Annotated in this window: 17 protein-coding genes; 12 read left to right on the forward strand and 5 right to left on the reverse strand. The window is 72.8% G+C overall.

All coding sequences use genetic code 11. The features are described 5' to 3' along the window. Positions 1 to 106: 106 nt before the first annotated feature. The 5 genes from ACZ6Z8_RS24880 (at position 107) to ACZ6Z8_RS24900 (ending at position 3,811) form a co-directional block, all read left to right on the forward strand. Positions 107 to 1,312, forward strand: coding sequence for a sensor histidine kinase (locus ACZ6Z8_RS24880; RefSeq protein ID WP_465612279.1), 1,206 nt, complete (start codon positions 107 to 109; stop codon positions 1,310 to 1,312). Continuing rightward, the gene (locus ACZ6Z8_RS24885; RefSeq protein WP_465612280.1) at positions 1,309 to 1,938 is read left to right on the forward strand and encodes a response regulator transcription factor; all 630 of its coding nucleotides are present in this window, start codon (positions 1,309 to 1,311) and stop codon (positions 1,936 to 1,938) included. Before ACZ6Z8_RS24880 ends, ACZ6Z8_RS24885 begins: the two co-directional genes overlap by 4 nt. A 52-nt stretch (positions 1,939 to 1,990) precedes the next feature. Then, complete coding sequence (locus ACZ6Z8_RS24890) at positions 1,991 to 3,013, forward strand: nitronate monooxygenase (RefSeq protein WP_465612281.1); 1,023 nt, start codon at positions 1,991 to 1,993, stop codon at positions 3,011 to 3,013. 100 nt (positions 3,014 to 3,113) lie between these two features. Next, positions 3,114 to 3,485, forward strand: a complete 372-nt coding sequence (locus ACZ6Z8_RS24895; RefSeq protein WP_465612282.1) for a type II toxin-antitoxin system RelE/ParE family toxin — start codon at positions 3,114 to 3,116, stop codon at positions 3,483 to 3,485. Then, a complete protein-coding gene (locus tag ACZ6Z8_RS24900) occupies positions 3,482 to 3,811 on the forward strand; it encodes a helix-turn-helix domain-containing protein (protein ID WP_465612283.1) in 330 nt (109 codons plus the stop codon). The genes ACZ6Z8_RS24895 and ACZ6Z8_RS24900 overlap by 4 nt, the downstream gene beginning before the upstream one ends. 18 nt (positions 3,812 to 3,829) lie before the next feature. On the opposite strand, the gene ACZ6Z8_RS24905 is transcribed toward ACZ6Z8_RS24900, so the two are convergent. Next, on the reverse strand, positions 3,830 to 5,281 hold the full coding sequence (locus ACZ6Z8_RS24905; RefSeq protein ID WP_465612284.1) for an aminopeptidase P family protein: 1,452 nt from the start codon (positions 5,279 to 5,281) through the stop codon (positions 3,830 to 3,832). A gap of 194 nt (positions 5,282 to 5,475) precedes the next feature. Between ACZ6Z8_RS24905 and ACZ6Z8_RS24910 the strand changes: the two genes are divergently transcribed. From ACZ6Z8_RS24910 to ACZ6Z8_RS24930, 5 genes are read left to right on the forward strand one after another with little or no spacing between them, the layout of a single operon-like run. Next, the gene (locus tag ACZ6Z8_RS24910; RefSeq protein ID WP_465612285.1) at positions 5,476 to 7,230 is read left to right on the forward strand and encodes an ABC transporter substrate-binding protein; all 1,755 of its coding nucleotides are present in this window, start codon (positions 5,476 to 5,478) and stop codon (positions 7,228 to 7,230) included. An 11-nt stretch (positions 7,231 to 7,241) separates the two neighbouring features. Further along, positions 7,242 to 8,198 (forward strand): ABC transporter permease, encoded by a 957-nt coding sequence (locus ACZ6Z8_RS24915; RefSeq protein WP_465612286.1) that lies wholly within the window; start codon positions 7,242 to 7,244, stop codon positions 8,196 to 8,198. Between the two features lie 31 nt (positions 8,199 to 8,229). Continuing rightward, positions 8,230 to 9,216 (forward strand): ABC transporter permease, encoded by a 987-nt coding sequence (locus ACZ6Z8_RS24920; RefSeq protein WP_465612287.1) that lies wholly within the window; start codon positions 8,230 to 8,232, stop codon positions 9,214 to 9,216. A gap of 1 nt (position 9,217) precedes the next feature. Further along, entirely contained in the window at positions 9,218 to 10,225 is a 1,008-nt protein-coding gene (locus tag ACZ6Z8_RS24925) for an ABC transporter ATP-binding protein (protein ID WP_465612288.1), read from the forward strand. Beyond that, positions 10,225 to 11,202, forward strand: a complete 978-nt coding sequence (locus ACZ6Z8_RS24930) for an ABC transporter ATP-binding protein (protein WP_465612289.1) — start codon at positions 10,225 to 10,227, stop codon at positions 11,200 to 11,202. The genes ACZ6Z8_RS24925 and ACZ6Z8_RS24930 overlap by 1 nt, the downstream gene beginning before the upstream one ends. A gap of 179 nt (positions 11,203 to 11,381) precedes the next feature. Here ACZ6Z8_RS24930 and soxR read toward each other — a convergent pair whose 3' ends face one another. Beyond that, positions 11,382 to 11,840 carry a redox-sensitive transcriptional activator SoxR gene (soxR, locus tag ACZ6Z8_RS24935; RefSeq protein WP_465612290.1) on the reverse strand — a complete coding sequence of 153 codons (459 nt, stop codon included), beginning with the start codon at positions 11,838 to 11,840 and terminating at the stop codon, positions 11,382 to 11,384. Positions 11,841 to 11,887: 47 nt separating this feature from the next. Between soxR and ACZ6Z8_RS24940 the strand changes: the two genes are divergently transcribed. Beyond that, entirely contained in the window at positions 11,888 to 12,049 is a 162-nt protein-coding gene (locus tag ACZ6Z8_RS24940; protein ID WP_465612291.1) for a hypothetical protein, read from the forward strand. A 91-nt stretch (positions 12,050 to 12,140) separates the two neighbouring features. Here ACZ6Z8_RS24940 and ACZ6Z8_RS24945 read toward each other — a convergent pair whose 3' ends face one another. Beyond that, complete coding sequence (locus ACZ6Z8_RS24945) at positions 12,141 to 12,518, reverse strand: YrdB family protein (protein ID WP_465612292.1); 378 nt, start codon at positions 12,516 to 12,518, stop codon at positions 12,141 to 12,143. A 147-nt stretch (positions 12,519 to 12,665) separates the two neighbouring features. On the opposite strand from ACZ6Z8_RS24945, the gene ACZ6Z8_RS24950 reads away from it, so the two are divergent. Further along, on the forward strand, positions 12,666 to 13,838 hold the full coding sequence (locus tag ACZ6Z8_RS24950; protein ID WP_465612293.1) for an aminotransferase class V-fold PLP-dependent enzyme: 1,173 nt from the start codon (positions 12,666 to 12,668) through the stop codon (positions 13,836 to 13,838). Here the strand turns inward: ACZ6Z8_RS24950 and ACZ6Z8_RS24955 are convergent. Together ACZ6Z8_RS24955 and ACZ6Z8_RS24960 are read right to left on the reverse strand one after the other, a co-directional pair. Then, positions 13,835 to 14,179, reverse strand: a complete 345-nt coding sequence (locus tag ACZ6Z8_RS24955) for an ArsR/SmtB family transcription factor (RefSeq protein ID WP_465612294.1) — start codon at positions 14,177 to 14,179, stop codon at positions 13,835 to 13,837. The genes ACZ6Z8_RS24950 and ACZ6Z8_RS24955 overlap by 4 nt on opposite strands. 29 nt (positions 14,180 to 14,208) lie before the next feature. Beyond that, entirely contained in the window at positions 14,209 to 14,583 is a 375-nt protein-coding gene (locus ACZ6Z8_RS24960) for a hypothetical protein (RefSeq protein ID WP_030286200.1), read from the reverse strand. Positions 14,584 to 14,729: the final 146 nt, after the last annotated feature.

The following is a 14,729-nucleotide window of genomic DNA, read 5'->3' on the forward strand; positions in this document are numbered from 1 at the left end:
CCGGCAGGCATCGCGCCGGGGGTTGCATCCTGGGCATCGAAGGGCCGAGGCGGAGCTCAACCTTTTGATTGATGCCGACCCCGGGCGCGGAACTTAGGCTGGAGGGATGGCGACCGAACGATCCAGAACCACCCCCGTCGCCCGCGTCCTCCAAATCTGCCTGCACCTGCTCGTGGCGGGCCTGCTGGCGCTCGCCGTCGCCCGCTCCGCCCTCGTCGACCGCAGCGCCGATCCGGCCGCCGTCGCAGCCGCCGCCTCGGCGATGGCCGCCGTGTACGCCGTCGGCCCCCGGCTGGCCGCCGTCCGCGGCTCGCGCCGGGGCGCGGCGCTCTGGCTGGCTCTGCTCGGCGTCACCTGGGCGGGCCTGCTGGTCGCCACCCAGGACGGGGTGTGGCTGGCCTTCCCGCTGTACTTCCTGGAACTGCACCTGCTCGGCCGGCGCAGCGGCCTGACCGCGGTCGGGCTGACGGCCGCGGCCTCGATCGCCGCGTGGTCCTGGCACCAGCACAGCTTCGGCCTCGCCGCCTCGATCGGGCCCGCCCTCGGGGCGGCCGTCGCCACCGCCACCGTCCTCGGCTACCAGGCGCTGTACCGGGAGAGCGAGGAGCGGCGCCGCTTGATCGACGAGCTGACCGCGGCCCGCGCCGACGCCGCCGCCGCCCACCACGCGGCCGGGGTGCTCGCCGAGCGCGAGCGCCTCGCCCGGGAGATCCACGACACCCTCGCGCAGAGCCTCAGCTCCATCCAGCTGCTGCTGCGGGCCGCCCAGCGGGCGCTGCCCGAGCGCACCGAGGCCGCGGCCGGGTACGTGGAGCAGGCGCGGCAGGCCGCCCAGGACAACCTGGACGAGGCGCGGCGGTTCGTCCGGGCGCTGACCCCGCCCGCGCTGGACGGCGATCCGCTGCCGGTCGCGCTGGAGCGGCTGTGCGCGACCACCACGGCGCACGGCGCGCTGCCCGTCCACCTGCACGTCTCCGGGGACCCGGTCCGGCTGCCGGCCGCGCAGGAGGTGGCGCTGCTGCGGATCGCGCAGTCGGCGCTCGGCAACACGGTGCGGCACGCGAAGGCCACGCGGGCCGAGGTGACACTCAGCTACATGGAGGGTGAGGTGGCGTTGGACGTGTTCGACGACGGGGCGGGGTTCGACCCGGCGGCGGTGGCCGGCCGCACCGGCGGGGACGGCGGCTTCGGGCTGCCCTCGATGCGGGCCCGGGCGCGGGCGCTCGGCGGCAGCTTCACGGTGGAGTCGGCGCCCGGCGAGGGCACCGCGCTGGCGGTGCAGCTGCCCGTCACCCCGGAGGTCGGGCCGTGATCCGGCTGCTGATCGCCGACGACCACCCGGTGGTGCGGGCCGGGCTGCGGGCGGTGCTGGAGAGCGAGCCGGACTTCGCCATCGTGGCGGAGGCGGCGACCGCCGAGCGGGCCGTCGAGCTGGCCGCCGGACCGGAGGTGGACGTGGTCCTGATGGACCTGCAGTTCGGACCCGCTTCGGCGATGAACGGGGCCCAGGCCACCGCGGCGATCACCGCCAGGGCGGGCGCGCCGCGGGTGCTGGTGGTCACCACCTACGACAGCGACGCGGACACCCTGCCGGCGCTGGAGGCCGGCGCGACCGGCTACCTGCTCAAGGACGCCCCGCCCGAGGAGCTGGCCCAGGCGGTGCGGGCCGCCGCGGCGGGGCGCAGCGCGCTGGCGCCGAGCGTCGCGGACCGGCTGCTGGAGCGGATGCGGACGCCCGCGGCGGCGCTCAGCGCGCGGGAGACCGAGGTGCTGGGGCTGGTCGCGGACGGGTTGACCAACCAGCAGGTCAGCCAGCGGCTGCACCTGAGCCAGGCCACGGTGAAGTCCCATCTGGTGCACATCTACACCAAGTTGGGGGTGGAGTCGCGCACGGCGGCGGTGCGGGAGGCGCGCGGGCGGGGGCTGATCCGCGGCTGATCCGCCGAGCGTAGGGTGAGTGGGACACCCGTAGGAGTGGGAGGAGTCCCCGATGGCCGTGCGTCTCGACGAACTCGCCGTACCGGTGATCGGCGCCCCGATGGCGGGCGGGCCCTCGACGCCCGAGCTGGCGGCGGCGGTGAACCGGGCCGGCGGCCTGGGGTTCCTGGCCGCGGGCTACAGGAGCGCGGAGGGCATGGCCGAGCAGATCGCCGCCCTGCGGAAGTCGACCGACCGGCCGTACGGGGTGAACCTCTTCGTGCCGGGGCCGCCCGGGGATCCGGAGGCCGTCGCGGCCTACCGGGAGCGGCTGCGACCGGAGGCCGAGCGGTGGGGCGTGGCACTGCCGGAGGAGATCGGGCCGGACCGGGACGACTGGGAGGCCAAGCTCGCCGTGCTGCTCGCTGACCCGGTGCCGGTGGTCTCGTACACCTTCGGGCTGCCGACGGCCGAGGAGGCGGCGGCGCTGCGGGCGGCGGGGACGACGCAGGTCGGTACCGTCACCACGCCGGACGAGGCGCGGGCGGCGCAGTCGGTCGGGATGGACGCGCTGTGCGTGCAGGGCCCGGAGGCCGGCGGACATCGCGGCACCCACCGGGCGGCGGACCCGCCGGGGGAGCTGCCGCTGCTGGAACTGCTGGCCGCCGTACGGGCGGTGACGTCGCTGCCGCTGGTCGCCGCGGGCGGACTCGGCGACGGTGCGGCGGTCGCGGCGGCGCTGCGGGCCGGGGCGGTCGCGGTGCAGCTGGGGACGGCGCTGCTGCGCTCCGACGAGTCCGGCGCCTCGGCCGCCCACCGGGCCGCGCTCACCGAACTGCCGGAGACCGTCGTCACCCGCGCCTTCACCGGCCGCCCGGCCCGCGGCCTGCGCAACGCCTTCATCGACCGCCACGGCCCGTACGCCCCGCCCGCCTACCCCGAGGTCCACCACCTCACGGCGCCCCTGCGGGCCGCCGCCGCCCGCCGTGCCGACACCACCGCCATGCACCTCTGGGCGGGCACCGCCCACCGGCTGGCCCGCACGGGCCCAGCGGAGGAGATCGTGGCGGAGCTGTGGCGGAGCGCGCGGGGGTAGTGCGCCCGGCGCGCGCCGCGCGGGGCGTGTTGTCGCTCGCAGGGGTGGATCGAGCGGGAAAGCGCGCAGTAAGGTATAAGAGGTAACTTAAGTTGGTCTCATGTGGGAGATCACGCTTCTTGGTCCGGTGAACGATTGGTTCCTGGATATTTGTGTCAAAGATCCACAGACCGCCGACCAGATCGCGCACGCGATCATGTTGCTGGAGAGGAGGGGGCCGCTGCTCGGGCGCCCGGTTGTGGACCGGATTCACGGGAGCAAGCTGCACAACTTGAAGGAACTTCGGCCGGGCTCGGCGGGGCGCTCGGAGATTCGGATGTTGTTCGTCTTCGATGCCGAGCGAGAAGCCATCTTCCTGGTCGCCGGTGACAAGAACGGGGACTGGTCCAGGTGGTACGACATCAATATCCCGCTGGCGGAGGCGCGCTATGAGCAGTACGTCAGCGGGAAGGACAAGGGAGCACGCGCATGAAGGGCCGTAGTTGGACCGAGGTGTGGGCCGAAGCGCAGCAGATCAACCCGTGGTTGGCCTCGCCGGAGGCGGAGGCCGAGCGGGCGCGGATGCGACAGGACACGCTGGCGCGGATTCGCGGGCACGAGCTCGCCGAACTGCGGAAGGCGGCCGGGCTGACGCAGAAGGAGGTTGCCGGGCTTATGGGGGTCAGTCAGGCCAGGGTGTCCCAGATCGAGCACGGGCAGGTGGACAGCCTGGACAACCTCCGGGCCTACGCTGCCGCGATCGGCGGGGAGGTTGAGGTGGCCGTGCGCCAGGGGGAGCGGACGATCAAGGTGGCTTGATCGTCCACTCGACCGTCCTCAGCTGAGCAGGTCCGCCATCCAGGACTCGATGTCGCTGACCGTGCGGGGGAGGGCGCTGGACATCAGGTGGGCGCCGTCCTCGGTGATGACGAGGTCGTCCTCGATCCGGATGCCGAGGCCGCGCAGCTCCAGGGGGAGGGTCTCGTCGTCGGGCTGGAGGTAGAGGCCGGGTTCGACGGTGAGGACCATGCCCGCTTCCAGGGTGCCGTCGACGTAGCGGCCGGCGCGGGCCTTGGCGCAGTCGTGGTAGTCGAGGCCGAGCATGTGGCCGCTGCCGCAGAGGGTGTAGCGGCGGTACAGGCCGTTGTCCTCGGCGAGGGCCTGTTCGGCGGGGACGCGCAGGACGCCCCAGTCGGCGAGGCCTTCGGCGATGACGCGCATGGCGGCCCGGTGGAAGTCGCGGAAGCGGGCGCCGGGGCGCAGGGCGGCGATGCCGGCGCTCTGGGCGGCGAGGACGAGTTCGTAGGCCTGGCGTTGGACGGGGGTGAAGGTGCCGCCGAGGGGGAGGGTCCGGGTGATGTCGGCGGCGTAGAGGGTGTCGGTCTCGACGCCGGCGTCGAGCAGGAGCAGGGCGTCCGGGTCGAGGGCGCCGTCGTTGCGGATCCAGTGCAGGACGCAGGCGTGGGCGCCGGAGGCGGCGATGGTGGTGTAGCTGGGGCCGTTGCCCTCGGCGCGGGCGCGCAGGTCGAAGACGCCCTCGATCCAGCGTTCGCCGCGGTGGTGGCGCAGGGCGGTGGGCAGCGCGCGGACGACGTCCTCGAAGCCGCTGACGGTGTGGTCGACGGCGAGTTGCAGCTGCTGGACCTCCCAGGTGTCCTTGATCAGCCGCAACTCGGAGAGCACGGCGGCGAGTTCGCCGTTCCGCAGCGAGTCGCCGTCCAGGTCGAGCGCAGAGTCGACGAAGGGGTCGGTGCCGACCAGTACCCGGGTGGGCGGCTGCGGGCCGGTGAGCAACTTGCCCAGGTCGTCGAGGTGTTCGGTGCGCAGGCCGGTGAGCTGGGCGGCCTCGGCGAGGTCGGGGCGGCGGCCGACCCAGAACTCGCCGTAGCGGCGGTCGCGGTAGAACTCGCCGCCGTCGCGCGGGGAGCGGGGCCGGACGTAGAGCACCGGTTCGTGCCCGGCGGCGCCGGCCGGTTCGAGGACGAGGACGTGGTCGGCCTGGTCCTCGCCGGTGAGCCCGGTGAGCCAGACGTACGCGCTGTGCGGGCGGAAGCGGTGGTCGAGGTCGTTGCAGCGGACCTTGAGCCGCCCGGCCGGGACGATGAGGCGTTCGCCGGGGAAGGCGGCGGAGAGTCGGGCGCGGCGGCCGGGGAAGCGGTCGTACCCGGGGACGCGTCGGTCGGCGGGGAGCGGGGTGGCGGCCCAGTGGGCGGCCATGAAGGCGTCCAGGGCGGGGGAGACCGGGAGGTCATGGCTTCCGGTGGTGAGTCCGGGCTGCGGGAGGGTCACCGGTGAACTCCTAGGCGGGGGTGGGCAGCTGGGGCGCACGGACACAGCTGGGTAACGGCGGTCGCCACCTCTTGTGCAGTGCAATTTCACATTACTATGTTACGGGTCACACGGCGGTGCGGCCAGAGCCGAGCCGCGCGACCGAACCAGGCCCAGGGCCGGCCAACGCAGGCCCCCCACAGCGGAGTTGCCACATGACCAGGCGCACCCATGCCATCCTCGCCACCGCCCTCGCGGCGGCCCTCACCCTCGGCCTCGGGGCCTGCAAGAACGACAAGAGCGACAGCGGCGGCGCCGAGGCCGCGGCCGGAAGCACCCGGGCCCCCGGCGCCGAGTCCGGGACGATCGTCGGCGGCACCCCGGTGAAGGGCGGCACCCTGACGGTGCTGTCCAACCAGGACTTCGCCCACCTCGACCCGGCCCGCAACTGGACCATGCCGAACATGGACTTCGGCATCCGGCTGCTCTACCGCACCCTGGTCACCTTCAAGGCCGAGCCGGGCGCCGCGGGCAGCGAGATCGTCCCGGACCTCGCCACCGACCTCGGCCGGCCCTCGGACGGCGGCAAGACCTGGACCTTCACCCTCAAGGAGGGCGTCAAGTACGAGGACGGCACGCCGATCAAGTCCGCCGACATCAAGTACAACGTCGAGCGCTCCTTCGCCCCCGACCTCACCGGCGGCCCCGACTACGCCCAGCAGTACCTGGCCGACGACGACAACTACAAGGGCCCGCTGAGCGGCGAGCACCTGGCGAGCATCGAGACCCCGGACGACCGGACCGTGGTCTTCCACCTCAGGCGCCCGGTCGCCGAGTTCTCGTACACCGCGACCCTGCCGACCTTCGCCCCTGTGCCGCAGTCCCAGGACAAGGGCCCCCAGTACGACCTGCGGCCGTTCTCCTCCGGGCCGTACAAGATCGAGACCTACGACCGCGGCAAGCAGCTGGTCCTGGTCCGCAACACCAACTGGGACCGGTCCACCGACCCGGTGCGCAAGGCGTACCCGGACAGGATCGTGGTCACCCAGGGCCTCAAGGCCGGCCAGGTGGACGACCGGATCATCGCCAGCGACGGCGCCGACGCCTCCTCGGTCGAGTGGATGAACCTGCGACCGGAGTCCGTCTCCAAGGTGCTGCCCAAGGCGGACGTGCGGTCCCGGCTGATCGCGGAGCAGCAGGGCTGCACCGACATGCTGTACCCCAACACCTCCAAGGCGCCCTTCGACGACCCCAATGTGCGCGAGGCCCTGATGTACGCCGTCGACCGGGACGCCCAGGTGACGGCGAACGGCGGTCCGGCGATGGGCGACGTGGCCACCTCCTACCTGCCGCCCGCGCTGACCGGCGGCACCAAGCTGGACCCGTTGAAGATCCCGTCCACCGGCGACCCGGAGAAGGCCAAGCAGCTGCTCAAGGACGCGGGCAGGACCGACCTCAAGGTCTCGCTGACCGTCTCCACCGGCGACAAGACCCGGGCCGAGGCGCTGCAGCAGTCGCTGGCCAAGGTCGGCATCCAGGTCACCATCACCACCGCCGACCCGTCCGTCTACTACGACACCATCGGCGACACCAAGAACGCTCCCGACCTGGCCATCCTCGGCTGGTGTCCGGACTACCCGTCCGGCGCGACCTTCCTGCCGCAGGTCTTCGACGGCCGCACCATCAAGGAGAAGGGCAATCAGGGCAACGTCGAGCAGTTCCGCGACCAGGCCACCTCGGAGCGGATCGACCGGATCACCGCGATGTCCGACGTCGCCGAGGCCAACAAGGCGTGGCAGCAGCTCAACGAGGACCTGCTGAAGAAGGCGCCCACCGTGCCGATGCTGTGGCAGCGCCGCCCGCTGCTGGCCGGGACGAACGTGGCCGGGGCGTTCGGCTCCCCGGTGTGGACCGGTCAGTGGGACTTCGCCACGATCGGTCTCAAGGACCCCTCCAAGGGCAAGGGCTGAGGGACCGTCCGATGAGCGCCACCCTCGAAACCACTACGGCCGAAGCGCCACCGACCCCGGCGAAACGTTCCGGCAGGGGACCCTGGCGGCTGGTCTGGGACCAGCTCCGGGCCAAGGGCTCGGCCCGCTTCGCCCTGGTCACCGTCGCCCTGCTGGTCCTGCTCGCGGCCCTGGCCGAGCCGCTGAGCGAACTCGGCGGCTGGACCCCGGAGGAGTTCGACAAGCGCGCCGTGGACCCGTACCTGGGCGGCCAGCCGATCGGCGACTTCGGTGGCATCGGCACCCGGCACTGGCTGGGCGTCGAACCCGCCACCGGGCGCGACCTGTTCGCCCGGGTGCTGCACGGCGGCCAGGTCTCGCTGCTGATCGCCTTCACGGCCACCGCCCTGGTGGTGGTCACCGGCACCCTGGTGGGCATCGCGGCCGGCTACTTCGGCGGGCGCACCGACACCGTGCTGTCCCGGCTGATGGACCTGACCATGTCCTTCCCCTCGCTGATCTTCATGATCTCGATGATGTCGGTGGCCAAGGACGTCAACCGGATCCTGCTGATCACCCTGGTGATCGGGCTGTTCACCTGGCCCGGCATCGCCCGGGTGGTGCGCGGCCAGACCCTCTCGCTCAAGCACCGCGAGTACGTCGAGGCCGCCAGGGTCGGCGGCGCCCGCCCCTGGCGGATCCTCACCCGGGAGATCCTCCCGAACGTCTCCGGCCCGGTCATCGCCTACACCACACTGCTGGTGCCCGGCATGATCGCCACCGAGGCCGCGCTCAGCTACCTCGGCGTGGGCGTGCGCCCGCCGACCCCCTCCTGGGGCCAGATGATCGCCGAGAGCATCAGCTTCTACGAGACCGACCCGACCTACTTCCTGATCCCGACGGCCTTCCTGTTCCTCGCCGTGCTCGCCTTCACCCTGCTCGGCGACGCGCTGCGCGACATCCTCGACCCCCGGGGAGGCCGGTCGTGATCGTCCACCTCGACCCCAGGGGAGGGCGGTCGTGACCCTCTACCTCGGCCGCCGGCTGCTCGGCGCGCTCGGCATCCTGCTGGCGATCTGCGCGATCACCTTCACCATCTTCTACCTGCTGCCCGCCGACCCGGCGGTGGCCGCCTGCGGCAAGACCTGCAGTCCCGAGCGGGTCGCCGAGGTCAAGGCCGCGATGGGGCTGGACAAGCCGGTCTGGGAGCAGTTCGCCACCTACGTGACCGGCATCTTCGCCGGACGCGACTACGGCGCCGGAGCCGGTGCCACCCACTGCGGCTTCCCCTGCCTCGGCTACTCCTACGAGTACTCGCTGCCGGTCTGGGGGCTGCTCACCGACCGCCTGCCGGTCTCCGTCTCGCTGGCCGTCGGCGCCTCCCTGCTCTGGCTGGTCCTCGGCCTGGGCGCGGGCGTCACCTCGGCGCTGCGCAAGGGCAAGGCCGTCGACAAGGCGCTGATGGTGTTCTCGGTCGGGGCGGCCTCGCTGCCGGTCTACTTCACCTCGATCATGCTGATCTGGGGCGTGGTCAGGACGGCCGGGCTGCTGCCCTACCCGTCGTACCACGCGTTCACCGACGGCCCGGTCGCCTGGGCCTCCAACCTGCTGCTGCCCTGGATCGCCCTCGCCCTGCTGTACGCGGCCATGTACGCCCGGCAGAGCCGGAACTCGATGATCGAGGCGATGGCCGAGCCGTACATCCGCACCGCCCGGGCCAAGGGGCTGCCGCCGCGCACGGTGACGGTCAAGCACGGACTGCGCTCCGGGATGACGCCGATCCTGACCATCTTCGGGATGGACCTCGGCGGGCTGCTGGCCGGCGCCGTCATCACCGAGTCGATCTTCGGACTGCCCGGCGTCGGGCGGCTCTTCTACGACGCGCTGGTGCGCTCCGACCAGCCGGTGATCCTCGGCGTCACCCTGCTCGCGGCCACCTTCATCGTCGTCGCGAACCTGCTGGTCGACGTGCTGTACGCGTACGTCGACCCGAGAGTGAGGTACTGAGATGGCCGTCCTGTTGGAGGTCGAGGACCTCAAGGTCGCCTTCGACACCCCGCGCGGCACCGTCCGGGCCGTGGACGGCATCTCCTTCGCCGTCGAGGCCGGGCGCACCCTCGGGCTGGTCGGCGAGTCCGGCAGCGGGAAGTCGGTCACCTCGCTGGCCGTCATGGGCCTGCACCCGGGCGCCGCCGTCAGCGGCTCGATCCGGCTGCACGGACAGGAGTTGACCGGGTTGGGGGAGCGGGAGCTGGGCGCCGTCCGGGGCCGGCGGATCGCGATGATCTTCCAGGACCCGCTGTCCAGCCTGCACCCCTTCTACACCGTCGGCGAACAGATCGCCGAGCACTACCGGGTGCACTTCCGGGCCGGCCGGAAGGCCGGACGGGCCAAGGCGGTCGAGATGCTCGCCGAGGTCGGCATCCCGGAACCGGCCCGCCGGGTCGACGAGTACCCGCACCAGTTCTCCGGCGGGATGCGCCAGCGCGTCATGATCGCCATGGCACTCGCCTGCGAACCCGACCTGCTGATCGCCGACGAGCCCACCACCGCCCTGGACGTCACCGTCCAGGCGCAGATCCTCGAGCTGATCGCCCGGATCCAGCAGGACCGCGGCCTCGGCGTCGTGATGATCACCCACGACCTGGGCGTGGTCGCCCGGGTCGCCCACGAGGTGCTGGTCATGTACGGCGGTCGGGCGGCCGAACAGGCCCCGGCGGAACGGCTGTTCGCCGCGCCCGCGCACCCGTACACCCGCGGCCTGCTGGACTCGCTGCCGCGACTGGACGACACCGACGACGCCCCGCTGCGGGCCATCCCCGGCAGCCCGCCGTCCCTGCTCGCCCCCGCCCCCGGCTGCTCCTTCGCGCCGCGCTGCGCCCGCACCACCGCCGCGTCCGCCGAGGAGCACGCCCGCTGCCTGGCCGAGCGCCCGCCGCTCGACCGCCTCGGCCCGCCCGCCGCCGGCCACCTGGCCGCCTGCCATCTGCCCCTGGTGCCGGAAGGGATCGTCTGATGGCCGAACCACTGCTCTCCGTCAGGGACTTGGTGAAGACCTTCGCCGGGCGACGCGGGCGCACCGGCCGGGCCGGTGCGCCGATCCGGGCCGTGGACGGGGTGAGCTTCGACCTCGGCGCGGGCGAGACGCTGGGCCTGGTCGGCGAGTCCGGCTGCGGCAAGTCCACCACCGGGCGGATGATCGTCCGGCTGCTCGACCCGACCTCGGGCACCGTCACCTTCGACGGCACCGAGATCGGCGGCCTCTCCCAGGCCCGGCTGCGGCCGCACCGACGGCACCTCCAGATGGTCTTCCAGGACCCGTACTCCTCGCTCAACCCCCGGCAGACGGTGGCCCGGATCATCTCCGAACCGCTGCTCGTCCAGGGCGCGGGCGCCGAGGAGGCGCGCCAACGGGCGGGTGAACTCATGGAGTTGGTCGGGCTGATCCCCGAACACCTCGACCGCTACCCGCACGAGTTCTCCGGCGGCCAGGCGCAGCGGATCGGCATCGCCCGCTCGCTGGCCACCTCGCCGAAGCTGGTGATCGCGGACGAGCCGGTCTCCGCGCTGGACGTCTCCGTCCAGGCCCAGGTGGTCAACCTGATGGAGCAGTTGCAGCGGGAACTGGGGCTGGCGTACGTGTTCATCGCGCACGACCTCTCGGTGGTCAAGCGGGTCTGCGACCGGGTCGCGGTGATGTACCTGGGCCGGATCGTGGAGATCGGCGACAAGGCGGAGGTCTACGGCAACCCGGCGCACCCGTACACCCGGGCGCTGCTGTCCGCCGTCCCGCTGCCGGATCCGGCGGCCGAGCGGGCCCGGGAGCGGATCGTGCTGCTCGGCGACCCGCCGAGCCCGGCCGACCCGCCCACCGGGTGCGGCTTCCACCCGCGCTGCCCGAAGGCGCAGCAGCGCTGCCGGACGGAGCGGCCACTGCTGGAGCTCGTCGGTACGGGCGGCCGCCAGGCGGCCTGCCACTTCCCGGAGGCCTGAGGGCCTTGCGGCGGGGAGTCCTCCGGGGCCTACCAGGCCTGTGGGGCCTGCGGGGCCTACGAGGCCTACGAGGCCTGGGGGGCCTGCGGGCTCGACGGGTCCGCCACAAGCCCCCGGTCGGACGCGGTGGGGAGCCTCACGAGGACCGCGTCCGGCCGGGTACCACTGCCGGGATTCCGCTACTGCTCCTCGTGCGGCAGTAGCAGCCGGGGCCCCGGCCCCTCGGTGGCGAGCTCGTCGCCCGGGTTGAGCACCCGGCAGCGGCGCAGCGACACGCAGCCGCAGCCGATGCAGCCGGTCAGTTCGGCCTCCAGTCGTTCCAACTCATCGCGTCGGGCGCGCAGTTGCTCGGCCCAGCGGCGGGAGATCCGCTCCCAGTCGTGCTTGCCGGGCATCCGGTCCTCGGGCAGGCCGGTGAACACCTCGGCGACCTCGGCGAGGGGGATGCCGAGCCGTTTGGCGACCAGGATGAGCGAGATGCGGCGCAGCACGTGCCGCCGGTAGCGGCGCTGGTTGCCCGCCGACCGTTCGGAGGAGATCAGCCCCTGTTCCTCGTAGAAGCGCACCGCGGAGGTGGCGATCCCGGCCCGTCGGGCCACCTCGCCAACGCTCAGCAGATCCACCGGTGCCGTGGTCATGGCCGCTCCTTGACTTCAAGTTCTGTTGAAGTCCTAGCGTATCGGACGTGACCGGATCAACCACGGTGAAGACCGCCACCAGCGTTGCCGAGCAGGGCAGTTGCCCACCGCAGTCGTCGCCCGCCGGGGCCACCGGAGGGTTCGGGGCCGCGGCGATCGCCGTGCTCGGGCCGGGGACGGCCGGGCTCACCGCCCGCCGGGCGGGGTAGCGGGGCGCCTGTACCGCCCCCTCCCGCGGACCGGCCCCGGATCCCTTCTCGTCGGGGGGATCCGGGGCCACTGCCGTACGTCCGCGGCGCGTCAGTTCGCGGTGTACTCCACGGCCACGCTGACCACCACCAGCACCGCGAAGACCACCGCCAGGGTGGACCGGCCGGCGGCGTGCAGCGCGAGCGCCGCCGTCTCCAGGACCAGCACCTTGAGCGCGATCTCCACTCCCAGCGGCTGGCGGAACATCGGCCCGCCCGCGGCCAGGAACAGGCCCCAGACGGTGGCCGCCAGGGCGGGCGCGCCGATCCCCAGCAGCAACCGGGTGGCCAGGGTGGACCCGGTCCTGAACCCCCAGTAGCAGAGCGCCGCCAGCATGGCGAGCTCCAGTCCGAAGGCGAGGCCCGCGTTGGTCGCCGTCAGTGGGGTCCACTGGCGCCGGCCGACCGGGCCCGGTCTCGTGATCTTCATCCCCTACTCTCCCCGTCCCGCCGAGCCGCCCGGACCGGGCGGCGGTTGTGCGGAGTGTCCCAGTCCGGCCGTGCGGACTCAACGGATCGTCCGCCCGCAGCCGCTACAGTGCTATGAAATGTCACACATCACCATGGGGAGGCCGTAGTGACCGAGGACCTGAGCAGCGTTGAGCCCCCCGTCCCGCTGCCGGCCGCCGAGGGCCTGTTCAGCGTCTCGCCGCGCGCCGCGCACCTGAACCACGGCTCCTTCGGCGCCGTGCCGCTCCCGGTCCAGCGCGCCCAGGAGGCGCTGCGCGCCGAACACGAGCTGGACCCGGACCTCTTCTTCGCCGACCTGCCGGACCGGATCGCCGCGGCCCGGCGGCGGATCGCCGCGGACCTGGCCACCGACCCGGACCGGCTGGCGATGGTCGCCAACGTCACCGAGGCGGCCGCGATCGCCCTGGACAGCGTCCCCTTCGCCCCCGGCGACCGGATCCTGGTCACCGACCACGGCTACGGCGCCGTCACCCGGGCCGCCGCCCGCAAGGCCGCCGAGACCGGCGCCGAACTGGTGGTGGCCGAGCTGCCGGTGGACGCCCCGGACGAGCAGGCCGTCCGGGAGGCGGTGCTCGCCGCGGTGGACGGGCGCACCACCGTCGCGGTCCTGGACCGGATCACCTCGCCCACCGCCCGTGCGGTCGCCTCCCCGGCCCTGGTCGCCGAGCTGCGCGAGCGCGGGGTGACCACCCTGGTCGACGGCGCCCACGCGCCCGGCATGCTGCCCGATCCGGTCGACCCGAACGCCGACTTCTGGTTCGGCAACCTGCACAAGTGGGCCTTCGCCCCGCGGGCCACCGGCGTGCTGTCCGTCCGCCCCGAGTGGACGGCGCGGGTGCGCCCGCTCACCCTGTCCTGGGAGCACCACCGGGGCTTCCCGTACAGCGTCGAGTGGCGCGGCACCGTCGACTACACCCCCTGGCTGGCCGCCCCGGCCGGATTCGAGCTGCTGCGCGAACTGGGCACGGAGGCGGTCGCCGTACACAACTCCTCGCTCGCCGCGTACGGTCAGCGGGCGCTGGTCGAGCGCGCGGGATTGCGGGCGCTGCCCGCGACGCCCGGGGTGTGGATGCGCTCCGTACGGCTGCCGGAGGGCCGGTTCGAGACCGAGGAGTCCGCCCGGGCGCTGGTGACCGGGGTGTGGCAGCGGCTCGGAGTCCGGGTGGCGGTCCGGCCGTGGGCCGGCGGCGGGGTGCTGCGGGTCAGCGCCCAGCTGTACAACCGGGCGGCGGAGTACGAACGGCTCGCGGACGGGCTGGCGGAGGTTCTGAAGATTTAGGGTCTGTCCTGGTCGCCGGCCGCCCGCAGCTCTGCTAGCAGGACGTCCCGGTCGGCGAGCAGCCCGGTGAGGATCCGCCGGGCTGCCCGCAGCAGGTCGGTGACGTCGCCGCCGGCCAGCGCGTAGACCACCGTGCTGCCCTCCCGGGTGGCGGTGACGATGCCGGACCGGCGCAGCACCGCGAGCTGCTGGGACAGGCTGGAGGGCTCGACCCCCAGCTCGGCGAGCAGACAGCGGACGGGCGTCGGTCCGGCCTGGAGCAGCTCCAGCACCCGGATCCGGACGGGATGGCCGAGCATCCGGAAGAACTCGGCCTTCGCCTGGTAGATCGCTACCGTCACGAGGCCCCCCTTCCCTGGTGTCGGCGGGCTCAGATCTCCAGCGAGAGTTCGATCCGCTTCAGCTGGTGGCGGGCCATCGCGAGGTTGGAGCGGCTGCGGTTGAGGGCGAGGAACAGGAACAGACCCCGCCCGCTGGGCGTCGTGATCGGCCGGACCAGGTGGTACTGGTTGGTCAGGCTGATCAGGATGTCCTCGATCTCGTTGTCGTGCAGGTTGAGCATCTCCATCGCCCGCATCTTGGCGCGGACCACGTCCGTGTTGCCGGCCGCGGCGACGTTGAGGTCCATCTCGCCGCCGTCGCCGAGGCTGCCGAGGGCCATCCCGCTGCCGTAGTCGACCAGGGCGACGCCGATCGCGCCGTCGATCGCCATGGCTTCCTTGAGGGACATCTCCAGGTTTGCCATCGTGGCTGTCCTCCCGTGAGTCGGTGACCGGGGCACCCGCGGGTGCCATGGCCTCGAAGGTAGGGAGCGATCCCCGCCTTCCACCGCAGATGACCGGAGACGTTCGGATCTGGTGCCCTTCTGATCAGTTGAAGACATTTGCAACT

This window comes from Kitasatospora sp. NPDC101108, assembly GCF_055584725.1.